Origin of the sequence: Streptomyces graminilatus, from assembly GCF_001418565.1 — a bacterium.
Classification (GTDB): Bacteria; Actinomycetota; Actinomycetes; order Streptomycetales; family Streptomycetaceae; genus Streptomyces; species Streptomyces graminilatus.
In genome coordinates, this window is sequence record NZ_LIQQ01000674.1 from 1 (window position 1) to 11,287 (window position 11,287).

12 protein-coding genes and 2 pseudogenes are annotated in these 11,287 nt (G+C 71.0%); 6 read left to right on the forward strand and 8 right to left on the reverse strand.

Annotated features, from left to right (window positions below; genetic code table 11):
• Positions 1-707 (reverse strand): annotated as a pseudogene (locus AOK08_RS39590) (sensor histidine kinase); the annotation flags it as partial.
• Positions 708-886: 179 nt separating this feature from the next.
• Here AOK08_RS39590 and AOK08_RS39595 point away from each other — a divergent pair.
• Both AOK08_RS39595 and AOK08_RS39600 read left to right on the forward strand, forming a co-directional pair.
• Complete coding sequence (locus tag AOK08_RS39595) at positions 887-1,096, forward strand: hypothetical protein (RefSeq protein ID WP_055535099.1); 210 nt, start codon at positions 887-889, stop codon at positions 1,094-1,096.
• A 135-nt stretch (positions 1,097-1,231) separates the two neighbouring features.
• Positions 1,232-1,627 (forward strand): guanyl-specific ribonuclease, encoded by a 396-nt coding sequence (locus tag AOK08_RS39600; protein WP_055535100.1) that lies wholly within the window; start codon positions 1,232-1,234, stop codon positions 1,625-1,627.
• Between the two features lie 113 nt (positions 1,628-1,740).
• Here AOK08_RS39600 and AOK08_RS39605 read toward each other — a convergent pair whose 3' ends face one another.
• Positions 1,741-2,367 (reverse strand): dihydrofolate reductase family protein, encoded by a 627-nt coding sequence (locus tag AOK08_RS39605; RefSeq protein WP_055535102.1) that lies wholly within the window; start codon positions 2,365-2,367, stop codon positions 1,741-1,743.
• A gap of 161 nt (positions 2,368-2,528) precedes the next feature.
• Between AOK08_RS39605 and AOK08_RS39610 the strand changes: the two are divergent.
• Positions 2,529-2,708: pseudogene (locus tag AOK08_RS39610) on the forward strand (SDR family NAD(P)-dependent oxidoreductase); the annotation flags it as partial.
• Positions 2,709-2,812: 104 nt separating this feature from the next.
• On the opposite strand, the gene alc reads toward AOK08_RS39610, so the two are convergent.
• Positions 2,813-3,928, reverse strand: coding sequence for an allantoicase (gene alc / locus AOK08_RS39615; protein ID WP_055535106.1), 1,116 nt, complete (start codon positions 3,926-3,928; stop codon positions 2,813-2,815).
• 73 nt (positions 3,929-4,001) lie between these two features.
• The gene (allB, locus tag AOK08_RS39620; RefSeq protein WP_055535108.1) at positions 4,002-5,342 is read right to left on the reverse strand and encodes an allantoinase AllB; all 1,341 of its coding nucleotides are present in this window, start codon (positions 5,340-5,342) and stop codon (positions 4,002-4,004) included.
• 325 nt (positions 5,343-5,667) lie between these two features.
• On the opposite strand from allB, the gene AOK08_RS39625 reads away from it, so the two are divergent.
• The gene (locus tag AOK08_RS39625) at positions 5,668-6,474 is read left to right on the forward strand and encodes an IclR family transcriptional regulator (RefSeq protein WP_055535109.1); all 807 of its coding nucleotides are present in this window, start codon (positions 5,668-5,670) and stop codon (positions 6,472-6,474) included.
• A gap of 17 nt (positions 6,475-6,491) precedes the next feature.
• Here AOK08_RS39625 and AOK08_RS39630 read toward each other — a convergent pair whose 3' ends face one another.
• On the reverse strand, positions 6,492-6,806 hold the full coding sequence (locus AOK08_RS39630) for a DUF5955 family protein (RefSeq protein ID WP_079054549.1): 315 nt from the start codon (positions 6,804-6,806) through the stop codon (positions 6,492-6,494).
• 176 nt (positions 6,807-6,982) lie between these two features.
• On the opposite strand from AOK08_RS39630, the gene AOK08_RS39635 reads away from it, so the two are divergent.
• Both AOK08_RS39635 and aceB read left to right on the forward strand, forming a co-directional pair.
• Complete coding sequence (locus AOK08_RS39635; RefSeq protein WP_055535113.1) at positions 6,983-7,582, forward strand: nucleotidyltransferase family protein; 600 nt, start codon at positions 6,983-6,985, stop codon at positions 7,580-7,582.
• Positions 7,583-7,802: 220 nt separating this feature from the next.
• Positions 7,803-9,434 (forward strand): malate synthase A, encoded by a 1,632-nt coding sequence (gene aceB, locus AOK08_RS39640; RefSeq protein WP_055535115.1) that lies wholly within the window; start codon positions 7,803-7,805, stop codon positions 9,432-9,434.
• Between the two features lie 69 nt (positions 9,435-9,503).
• On the opposite strand, the gene AOK08_RS39645 is transcribed toward aceB, so the two are convergent.
• The 3 genes from AOK08_RS39645 to AOK08_RS39655 all read right to left on the reverse strand — a co-directional run.
• On the reverse strand, positions 9,504-9,791 hold the full coding sequence (locus AOK08_RS39645) for an Rdx family protein (protein WP_055535117.1): 288 nt from the start codon (positions 9,789-9,791) through the stop codon (positions 9,504-9,506).
• Positions 9,788-10,699 (reverse strand): HipA family kinase, encoded by a 912-nt coding sequence (locus AOK08_RS39650; RefSeq protein ID WP_055535119.1) that lies wholly within the window; start codon positions 10,697-10,699, stop codon positions 9,788-9,790. Before AOK08_RS39650 ends, AOK08_RS39645 begins: the two co-directional genes overlap by 4 nt.
• A 70-nt stretch (positions 10,700-10,769) precedes the next feature.
• A partial coding sequence (locus tag AOK08_RS39655) for a TolB-like translocation protein (protein WP_198539538.1) occupies positions 10,770-11,287 on the reverse strand: 518 nt, incomplete at its 5' end.

The window sequence follows — 11,287 nt, forward strand, 5'->3', positions numbered from 1 at the left end:
GCGAGCCGCTGCGCCTGCTCGGCCCGCAGCGCCGCCTCCGTCTCGGCCCGTCGCAGCCGGTCCCGCAGGCTCACCATGAGCTGCCGCTTGGCCCGCACGAACATGCCCCAGCCGACCGCGGTCGCGGTCAGCAGGAGGCTGAGGAGCACCGCGGGGAAGTACGGCAGGTCGGGGTCGGGGCGCACCCAGAAGTAGAACGGGACCACCACGGCGGAGGCACCGCCCACCAGGCCGGCGTACCGGAAGGGCCGGTGCGCGGCGAGGGAGAAGAGGGCGATGAGGCCGGCGCCGCCCGCGGTGCTCGACACGAGGCCGGCCACGAGCATGGCGACGGCGAGGCCGAGCGGCCAGCGGCGCCGCAGCCAGACGGCGGCGCAGGCGAGGGCGCCGATCCACTGGTCGACAACCACGACGGCGTGGGGGGCGGTCGGGTTGTCGGCCATGGCGTCGGCGCCCAGTACGCCGACGAGGACGGCCAGCAGGAAGCAGGTGAAGTCGACGACCCAGTCGCGTGCGGTACGCCGGGGCCGTGCGGCCGTTCCGAACCACCCCGCCCGCTCCCGCGCGGAACCGGAACCGGAATCGGAGCCGAGGTCGGAGCCGGAGTCGCGATCGAGTTCGTCGAGCACCGCCGACGGGAAGAGCCAGCGCCGCCCGGGGAACGGGGTCGGGGCCTCGGGAACGGTTGTCGGTCTGTCGCCACTCACGGTCGACAAATCTACGCAGTACCGGCCCGTCACACCCCCCGCCAAGTCGTGATCATCGACCAAAGTCGCGCCTCCGCAGACTTTCGGCGCCGTTTCCGGGCGCGGGCGACGACTTCGGGGAGAGAGGCATCGCCGGGCGGCCGATGGAGGCGGGCGGTTCGCGAAGCGAGGATTCCGGCATGAAGGAGTTACTGGAGTTCGCCGGTTTCATCGCCCTGGTGCAGGGCGCCGCAGGCCTGCTGGGGGAATTCACCGACGTGCATTTGGGCCTCGTACAGCTCGTACAGAAAATCGGCTTTCTCGACGGTTACGAGATCTACGCGAGCGTGGCACTGCTCGTACTGTCGTTCGCGCTGTTCGCCGCCGCCGAGAGCACCAAGTCCGGGTGACCGAACCGGGACAGATGCAGATCTCATGGAGACGCATCGCGCCAGGTTAACTCCCCGAAAACACCTCGGACTCGACGGGCGAACCTCCGGATCTGTCGTTGACATGCCACGGTCTACGCGCGTCATCATTGAGGCATGAGATTCCCCCCACGGATCACCCGCACCGGCGCCTCGATCGCCGTTCTGTCCGCCCTGCTCGTCGGCGGCACCGTCACCGCGGGCACGGCCGGCGCCGCCACCTCGGCGGTCGGCAGCATCTGCTACGGCGACCTGCCGTCGCAGGCCCACACCACACTCGACCTGATCGCGCGGGGCGGCCCCTTCCCGTACTCGCAGGACGGCGTCGTCTTCCAGAACCGCGAGAGCCGGCTGCCCAGCCAGCGCACCGGCTACTACCACGAGTACACCGTCAAGACCCCCGGCTCCCCGACCCGTGGTGCGCGCCGCATCATCACCGGTGAGGAGTCCCAGGAGGACTACTACACGCCCGACCACTACGCCACGTTCGACCTGGTCGACTACGGCTGCTGAGTCCCCCACGGCTCAGTCCAGAAGAACAGCACGACCTGTCGGAGGTCCGGCCCATCACCGGGCCGGGCCTCCGACGGCCATAGGCGGCCGGGCCAGGCGATTCCCGAACCGCGTCACGTGTTCCGGGGCAGCTCGTACGTGCCGTACTCCGGGCGGCCCGCGAGTTCGTACGTCTGGATGGAGACGCCCGCCCCGGTGACACGGCCGCCGATGTGCCGGAAGGCGGTCGGGACCGAGCCCTCCGTGAAGAGACGGCGCCCGGCGCCGAGGACGACCGGGAAGGTCATCAGGTGGACCTTGTCGACGAGGTCGAGGGCGAGCAGGGACTGGGCGAGGGCGCCGCTGCCGTGCACCTGGACCTCACGGTCGGTGCGCCCCTTGAGCGCGGTGACCTCTTCGCGGAGGTCGCCGCCCAGCACGGTCGTACCGGCCCACTCGGGGTTCCTGAGGCTCCCGGAGACGACGTACTTCGGCAGGGTGTTCAGCCGGGACGCGACCGGGTCGGCGGGGTCGGTGACCTTGGGCCAGTACGAGGCGAAGATGTCGTACGTACGGCGGCCCAGGAGGAAGGCGTCGACGCGCCCGAAGACCTCCTCGACGAACCGCCCGAAGTCCTCGTCCCCGTACGGGACGCTCCAGCCGCCCTGTTCGAAGCCGTCCCGAGGGTCCTCCTTGGGGCCGCCGGGGGCCTGGTAGACGCCGTCCAGGGTGACGAAGGAAGTGAGGGTGAGGGTGCCCATGGCGGGTGCCTGCTCTCTGGGAGGGGTCTGCTGTCATCAGTTCAGACCCCGTCGGCGCCCGCAACTCATCGGGCGGCGGGCAGGCGTACGAGGTCGGGCGTACGAGGTCGGTGTCCGACCGCCGCCAGCACGCGATGCCGCCCGCCGCTGCAATTGGCCCCATGACAACTTCTTACGCACCCCTCGCACCCCTGAACGGCAAGGTCGCGCTGGTGACCGGCGGCAGCCGGGGCATCGGCGCGGCGACGGCACTGCGGCTCGCCCGGGAGGGCGCCGACGTGGCCGTCACCTACGTCAACGGCAAGGAGGCCGCGCAGGACGTCGTCGAGGAGGTGGCGGCAGCGGTCGCCCACCTCGCGACGGCCGGCTACGTCACGGGCGCCGAGTACTCCGTGGACGGCGGCCACGCGGCGTAGCGGCCGGAGGGTATGGCCCGGAGGGCGCCTCAGCCGCCCAGGCTCCGGTGCCGGGCGGTCAGCTCCCGCGCGCCGTCCTCCGTCAGGGAGCCGAACAGTCGCAGCCGGGAGATCCCGCCGTCCGGATAGATGTCCACGCGCGCGTGCGTGCCGGCGGCCGGGGCGGGCAGGACGAAGCGGTGGTTGGTGTCGGGCTGGAGGCGCGTGCGCGGGACGATCTCCGTCCACTCGCCGCTCTCGCCGTCACGGAGCGACACCGTCGCCCAGCCCGCGCTGTTCCCCTTCAGATACGCCGTGTCGATCTCGACGGCGCGGATCTCCGACCGCGCCGCCAGCCGGTAGCGGATCCAGTCGTTGCCCTGGTCGCGGCGGCGGCGCGTCTCCCAGCCGTCGTCCATCTTCCGGGAGCGCCCCGGCTGGATGGTGTTCGACGCCGGTGAGTAGAAGAGGTTGGACGCGTCCTCGGCTCGGCCGCCGTTCTCCAGGGCGACCACGTCGAAGGTGCCCAGCGCGGCCAGCCATGCCGGGTCGGGTACCACCTCGCCGTACACCCGCAGACGCGCGATCCCGCCGTCGGGATGCTGGTTGACCCGCAGGTGGGTGAAGTGCTGTTCGAGGGACACCTCGAAGCCGTTCGCCGCGTGGCCGCCCACCTTCGTGCGCGGTACGAGCGTCGTCCACTTCACGTCGTCCGCCAGCAGCTCCTCGGGGGACGGGGCCCCGGGGACCGACACGCCCTCCACCGACACGGCCTGCGGATAGTTGCCTCGGAAGTGGGCCGTGTCGACCACGATGCCGCGTACGACGCCCGGCGCGCCGAGCCGTACCAGCGCCCAGTCGTGATCCTCCGCCGTCGGCCACGGGTGCTCGGCGGACGCGCCGCGCCGGCGCCGGGTCTCCCAGCCGTCCATGATCTTGCCCTTGTGACCGAAGTGCTCGGGCACGAACTCGGCGGGCTCCGGCACGAGCATGTTCTCGCGGTCGGCGAAGAACTCGTCGTTGGCGGCGATCACCCCGGCCCCGAGGCGGCGGTCGGCGAGGTTGGCGTACTGGGTGAAGGGGAAGTCCGCCGTGCGGTAGTCCGCGTACGGGTCGCCGCCTCCGTAGGGGTTCGCGTCGCCGGTGAAGCTCGGTATCGCGGTCACGGTGATCAGTTCTGCCTTTCGGGGTCGGCGCTGCGGGTGCCGGGCGTTGGGGGGGGGGAGGACGGGGCGGCTGTCAGGGCGTGCGGGTGAGGAGTCGTCCCGTCGGTTCGGTGAACTCGCCGTCCGCCACGATGCGTTCGCCGCGCAGCCAGGTCGACCTGACGACACCGCTGAGGGTCCGGCCCGCGTACGCCGTCACGCGGTTGCGGTGCTCCAGGGCGGCCGGGTCCACGGTGAACGTCTCGTCCGGTGCGAGTACCGCGAAGTCCGCGTCCCGGCCCGCCTCGATGGCGCCCTTGCGTGCGCCGAGGCCAACCAGGCCGGCCGTGCGCGTGGACATCCAGCGCACGACGTCCTCCAGGGAGTGGCCGCGCTTCCGGGCCTCGGTCCACACCGCCGCGAGGCTCAGTTGCAGCCCCGAGATGCCGCCCCAGGCGGTCGCGAAGTCGGCGGTCTTGAGGTCGGCGGTGGACGGCGAGTGGTCGGTGACCACGCAGTCGATCGTGCCGTCGGCCAGCGCCTGCCACAGCAGGTCCTGGTTGGCGGCCTCCCGGATGGGCGGGCAGCACTTGAACTCGCTGGCCCCGTCCGGGACTTCCTCGGCGGTGAGGGTGAGGTAGTGCGGGCACGTCTCCACCGTGATCCGCACGCCGTCCGCCTTCGCCGCGGCGATCAGCGGCAGCGCGTCGCTCGACGACAGGTGCAGGACGTGCACGCGCGCGTGCAGCCGCTTCGCCTGCTCGATCAGATCGGCGATGGCGCTGTCCTCCGCGCCGCGCGGGCGCGAGGCGAGGAAGTGGGCGTATTCGGGACCGCCCTGCTGCGGGGCCGAGTCGAGGTGGCGCGGGTCCTCCGCGTGGACGATGAGGAGTCCGTCGAAGGCGGCGATCTCGGCCATCGACCGGGCGAGCCGCTCCTGGTCGAGGTGCGGGAACTCGTCCACGCCGGACGGTGACAGGAACGCCTTGAAGCCGAAGACACCGGCGTCGTGCAGGGGGCGCAGGTCCTTGACGTTGTCGGGCAGCGCGCCGCCCCAGAATCCGACGTCGATGTGCGCCTTGGCCGCCGCCACGTCCCGCTTCGTACGGAGATGGTCGACCGTGGTCGTCGGCGGGATGGAGTTGAGGGGCATGTCGACGAGGGTGGTGATGCCGCCGGCCGCCGCGGCGCGGGTGGCGGTCCAGAAGCCCTCCCACTCCGTGCGTCCGGGGTCGTTGACGTGCACATGGGTGTCGACCAGCCCGGGCAGCAGGACGTCGTCACCGAAGTCCTCCAGGCGTGCGCCGGGCGGTACGTCGGCCTCGTACGGGAGTACGGCCGCGATCCGGCCGCCGGTCACCGTGACGGTGGCCGCGCGCGTCCCCTCGGGTGTGATGACGCGCGTCGAGCGCAACACCAGTTCGATGTCGGACACCCGGGACACCTCTCTCTCGCCTCTGCCTGTCTCACCACTGCCGCCGCCGGCACCGCCGCCGTCGCCGCCGCCGCGAAGCCCACCGTTAACTTCCACGTAACGGAATTCAACTTTCTGTTGAAGGAGTCTTCACTGGTGACCTCACACCGTCAAGACTCACCCTGCCGACCCGGTCGGCCCGGCGCCAACCGGAGCGGCAACCTGGACGTTTCCACAAAGCGGAATCAGAGTTCCGGTACACAGAACGTAGCCATACGCCAGCAGGCCGTCAAGCAACCGCCCGGTAGGCTGCACCATCGCCTGTCAGCAGTGAAAGGAACGCGCCGTGCCGACGCCCAGCGCCAGCTCCACCGACGCCGCCAGATCCGCCGCCGCCGGCGGTGGTGTCCAGTCCCTGGAGCGCGCCTTCGATCTGCTGGAGCGGATGGCGGACGCGGGCGGTGAGGTCGGCCTCAGCGAACTGTCCGTGAGCAGCGGGCTGCCTCTGCCCACCATCCACCGGCTCATGCGCACCCTCGTGTCCTGCGGTTACGTACGCCAGCAGCCCAACCGCCGGTACGCACTGGGCCCGCGCCTGATCCGCCTCGGCGAGTCCGCGTCCCGGCTGCTCGGCACCTGGGCCCGCCCCAGCCTGGCCAGACTGGTCGAGGAGACCGGCGAAACGGCCAACATGGCGCTCCTGGACGGCGACGAGATCGTGTACGTGGCGCAGGTGCCGTCCAAGCACTCGATGCGCATGTTCACGGAGGTGGGCCGGCGCGTCCTGCCGCACTCCACCGGCGTCGGCAAGGCCCTGCTCGCGAACCTCCCGCCGGACGAGGTGCGTGCCCTGCTCGCCCGTACGGGCATGCCGGCCGCGACGGAGAAGACGCTCACCACCCCGGACGACTTCCTGGCCGCCCTGCGGGAGGTGCGCCGGCTCGGTTACGCGGTCGACGACAACGAGCAGGAGATCGGCGTCCGCTGTCTCGCGGTCTCCGTGCCCGACTCCCCCACCGCCGCCGCGATCTCGATCTCGGGCCCGGCGGGCCGGGTCACCGAGGAGGCGACGCAGCGGATCGTGCCGATACTGAAGCAGGTCGCGACGGAACTGTCGCAGGCACTGGCCAGCTCCGGCAGCCCCACCCACTGACGCCGGACCGAGGGTCCTCAGCGGCGCGGCGGGCCGCCGAACAGCTCCACCGCCGCGCGCACGTCGGACAGGCCCCGGGCGAGTGCGCTGACCGAGCCGATCGCGCCGGCGACGATGAGCAACGAGCGGCGCAGGCGCGGGATTTCGGGGCTGCCGGTGATCACCATGGCGGCCAGGGAGGCCAGTTCGTCCTCGGCGATGCCACGGTCGGGGAAATCGGCCGGATGCGCGGCGAGTTCACGGCGCAGCCGGGACACCGCGGTCCGCAACTCCGCCACTCTCGGATCCTCGTCGCCGCCGGTCACCGACCTCTGCCCCAAGCTCCGCAACACAGCTCGCCCACTGGCCCCCAAGCGTGTCCCGCACGCGCCCCACGCCCCCGTCGCACCGGTCGGGCGCCGGGGACGCGGGACAGTTAACGCCACCCACGGGACAGGCGCCACACCGAGGACCGGAATTCAGCCCGTGAAGACCGCCGGTCCGGCTCCGGGTCAGGTATGCAGGAGGCATGACGGAGAAAACGGACCAGGTGGCGGGGCTGCTGCTCGCGGCGGGCGGGGGGCGACGGCTCGGCGGGCGGCCCAAGGCGCTGCTCGAACACCGGGGCCGCCTTCTCGTCGAACGCGCGGCCGATGCCCTGCGCCGGGCGGGCTGCGCCCCGGTCCATGTCGTGCTCGGGGCGCGGGCCGACGACGTACGGGAGCGGGCGGACCTGCCCGGGTGCGTTCTGGTGGACAACCCGGAGTGGGCGGAGGGCATGGGGTCCTCTCTGCGGGCCGGGCTGGCGTCCCTGTGTGGCTCAGGGGCTCGCGCGGCCCTCGTCTCGCTCGTCGACCAGCCGGGCATCGGGCCGGAGGCGATGGCCCGCGTCCTCGCCGCGCACACCTCCGGGGAGTCCCTCGTGGCGGCCTCGTACGACGGCACGCGCGGGCATCCGGTGCTGTTCGGCGCCGCGCACTGGGCGGGCGTCGCGGAGGCGGCGGTCGGCGACCGGGGCGCCCGTGACTATCTGAAGGCCCACGGCGACGAGATCACGCTCGTCGAGTGCGGGGATGTGGCGCAGCCGTACGACATCGACACGCCGGTCGACCTGGACCGCCTGATGTGAGGGCCGCTCACCACGAAGAATCCCGACGTCAACAAATTATTGAACTTCCACAATGAGGAAACTAGTATCCACTAATCAGAAACAACTGTGCCAAGCAGTACCGAGCAGTGCCAAGTGGCACCAAGCAAGTCACCGCAGTACATCGCAGCACATCGCAGTGCACCGCAGTTCACGCCGCCCACCGCAACCCACAGCAGCCCGCTGAAGGAAGTGACCGCTCATGTCCGCACCAGCGCCGTCCCCGCTGGCCATCGTCGACGCCGAGCCCCTGCCCCGGCAGGAGGAGGTGCTCACCGACGCGGCGCTCGCCTTCGTGGCCGAGCTGCACCGGCGGTTCACGCCCCGGCGTGACGAACTGCTCGCGCGCCGCGCGGAACGCCGTGCCGAGATCGCCCGCACCTCGACCCTCGACTTCCTCCCCGGGACGGCCGCGATCCGCGCCGACGACTCCTGGCGCGTCGCTCCCTCCCCCGAGGCGCTGAACGACCGGCGCGTCGAGATCACCGGCCCGACCGACCGCAAGATGACGATCAACGCCCTCAACTCGGGTGCGAGGATCTGGCTCGCGGACTTCGAGGACGCCTCCGCGCCGACCTGGGAGAACGTGGTCCTCGGTCAGATCAACCTGGCCGACGCCTACACCCGCAACATCGACTTCACCGATCCGGCGAGCGGCAAGTCGTACGCCCTGAAGGCCGACGCCGAGCTCGCGACCGTCGTCATGCGGCCCCGTGGCTGGCACCTCAACGAGCGTCATCTCCAGCTCGACGGGGAGCAGGTGCCCGGCGCCTTCGTCGACTTCGGCCTCTACTTCTTCCACAACGCGCAGCGGCTGCTCGACCTCGGCAAGGGCCCGTACTTCTACCTCCCCAAGACGGAGTCGCACCTCGAAGCCCGCCTGTGGAACGACGTGTTCGTCTTCGCGCAGGACTACGTCGGCATCCCGCAGGGCACGGTCCGCGCGACCGTCCTCATCGAGACGATCACCGCAGCGTACGAGATGGAGGAGATCCTCTACGAACTCCGCGACCACGCCTCGGGTTTGAACGCGGGCCGCTGGGACTACCTCTTCTCCATCGTCAAGAACTTCCGTGACGGCGGCGCCAAGTTCGTCCTCCCGGACCGCAACACCGTGACGATGACGGCCCCGTTCATGCGCGCCTACACCGAACTCCTCGTCCGCACCTGCCACAAGCGCGGCGCGCACGCGATCGGCGGTATGGCCGCGTTCATCCCGTCCCGGCGCGACGAGGAAGTGAACAAGGTCGCCTTCGAGAAGGTCAAGGCCGACAAGGACCGTGAGGCCGGGGACGGTTTCGACGGCTCGTGGGTCGCCCACCCCGACCTCGTCCCGATCGCCATGGCCTCCTTCGACGCGGTCCTCGGCGACCGGCCGAACCAGAAGGACCGCCTGCGCGAGGACGTCCACGTCGAGGCCGCCGACCTGATCGCCGTCGACTCCCTGAAGGCCGTCCCGACGTACGACGGACTGGTCAACGCCGTTCAGGTCGGCATCCGTTACATCGAGGCGTGGCTGCGCGGGCTCGGCGCGGTCGCCATCTTCAACCTCATGGAGGACGCGGCCACCGCCGAGATCTCCCGCTCGCAGATCTGGCAGTGGATCAACGCGGACGTCGAGTTCGAGCACGCAGGAAGCACAGTGCGGGCCACCCCGGAGCTGGCCCGCAAGATCGCCGCCGAGGAACTCGCGAACATCCGCGCCGAGATCGGCGAGGAGGCCTTCGCGGCCGGGCACTGGCAGCAGGCGCACGACCTGCTCCTGACGGTCGCCCTCGACGCCGACTACGCGGACTTCCTGACCCTGCCCGCCTACGAGCAGCTCAAGGGCTGAGCCGCAGCCGGTCCGCTGCAGATCCGCTGCCGATCAGGAGCCGATCAGCCGCCGATCGACCGCTGTCCGCTAGGAATCCGGCTTGTCCGAGTGGCCCAGGGACTTTCCCGGGGCCACTCGGTCGCGTACGGCCTGTTTCACGGCTGTTGGCTCAGGGAAGCCCTGTTCCTTTCGGTCCCAGACCACTTCGCCGTCGACCCGTACGACGAACACGCCGCCGGTGCCGGGCTTGAGCGACAGCTCGCCCAGCTCCGTCTCGAAGGTGGTGAGCAGCTCCTGTGCCAGCCAGGCCGCGCGGGGCAGCCAACGGCACTGGGTGCAGTACTCGATCTGTACGACGGGTGCGTGGGGGCTCATCCGAGATGCACCGACCAATCCTGTTCCGCCGCCGGTTTGCCGTGCAGGTCGGGGACCCGCTTGAGCCAACTCGGGCGGCCTCGCTGTGTCTTCGCCGCCCGGAGGGCCTCCTCGGCGGCGAGTTCCTCCCGGGTGGGGAAGTCGGTGGGCAGCCAGGACGCCGAGGCCCGCACGCGCGCGTGCAGGTAGCCGACGTATGCCTCCCTGACGTGGTCCGGTGTCGCGAAGCCCGGTTCGCCGGCCAGCCAGGCGTCCGGCACCTCGGCCGCGATGCCGCGCAGCAGGTCCTCGGTCACCCGGGGAGCCAGTTCGGCGTCGGCGCCCCGGGTGTCCGGGGTGAAGTGGCCGAGGGCGTGGTGGCGGAAGTCGTAGGCCTTCGCGGGGTCGGCGCCGTCCCAGCGGTGGTGGAAGACGAGGGCGGCGCCGTGGTCGATGAGCCACAGGCGCGGGGGCGCGATGCCGAGCGTCGGCCAGATCATCAGATTGGAGCTGTGGACCGTACGGTCCACGTTGACGGTCAGCGCGTCGAGCCAGATGATCCTTCCGGCTTCCACCGGGTCGACCGTGCAGCTCGCGGCGACCTCCGGGGTGAAGTCCCGCGCGCCCGGCAGATGGTCCATGCCGAGGTTCAGACCGGCGCTGGCGCTGTGCAGGTCCCGTACTTCCTGGTGGGGTTCCTCGTCGGCGATCTCCGGGTCGAAGTGCACGAGAACCAGCTCCGGGAAGCGCAGTCCCAGGGCGCGGGCCAGCTCTCCGACGATCACTTCGGCGACCAGCGCCTTGCGGCCCTGCGCGGAGCCGGTGAACTTCACGACGTAGGTGCCGAGGTCGTCGGCCTCGACCACCCCGGGGACGGAACCGCCCGACCTCAGGGGCTCGACGTAGCGGGTTGCCGTGACCTCTCTCATGGCGTGAGCATAGTGACCAGGTGCGACAGCCGGGACGGCGCGTCTCGGCTGTCGCACCTGGTCACTGTCGTCAGCGCCAGGAAGGATGCCCCTCCGGTGTGCTGCCGGTGGTCAGTCTGCGGGCGCCCGTGCCGTCCGCGCGGACCGCCCAGATCGCCGGGCGGTCGAAGGGGCCCCGGACGAAGGCCACCCACTTGCCGTCCGGTGACCAGACCGGGTCCATCTCCTGCGCGGCCGTCTGGACGAGTGTCCTGTCGTCGCTGCCGTCGGCCCTGGCGATACGGATGTCTCCGCCCGTCCCCTCGCCCGGCGCTCCGGCGGTGTACGCGAAGTGGCTGCCGTCCGGGGACCAGACGGGGTCCAGCGCCCGCCGGGACTGGTGGGTCACCTGGCGGGGTTCGGCGCCCGGCCGCGCCGGATCGACGACGTGGACCTGCCAGCCCGACGTCTTCTGCAGGCAGACGGCGATGAGCTTGCCGTCGGGGGACCAGGCCGGGTCCTCCACCTTCCCCGAACCGGTGGTCAGTTGCTGCGCGGAGCCGTCCGAGACGTTCACGGCGAACAGTTGCTGCACACCGTCCGCGCGGC

Coding starts and splice junctions, on each gene's coding strand:
- AOK08_RS39595 (WP_055535099.1), top strand. CDS start 887: ATGAAGGAGTTACTGGAGTTCGCCGGTTTCATCGCCCTGGTGCAGGGC.
- AOK08_RS39600 (WP_055535100.1), top strand. CDS start 1,232: ATGAGATTCCCCCCACGGATCACCCGCACCGGCGCCTCGATCGCCGTT.
- AOK08_RS39605 (WP_055535102.1), bottom strand. CDS start 2,367: ATGGGCACCCTCACCCTCACTTCCTTCGTCACCCTGGACGGCGTCTAC.
- AOK08_RS39635 (WP_055535113.1), top strand. CDS start 6,983: ATGACGGAGAAAACGGACCAGGTGGCGGGGCTGCTGCTCGCGGCGGGC.
- aceB (WP_055535115.1), top strand. CDS start 7,803: ATGTCCGCACCAGCGCCGTCCCCGCTGGCCATCGTCGACGCCGAGCCC.
- AOK08_RS39645 (WP_055535117.1), bottom strand. CDS start 9,791: ATGAGCCCCCACGCACCCGTCGTACAGATCGAGTACTGCACCCAGTGC.
- AOK08_RS39650 (WP_055535119.1), bottom strand. CDS start 10,699: ATGAGAGAGGTCACGGCAACCCGCTACGTCGAGCCCCTGAGGTCGGGC.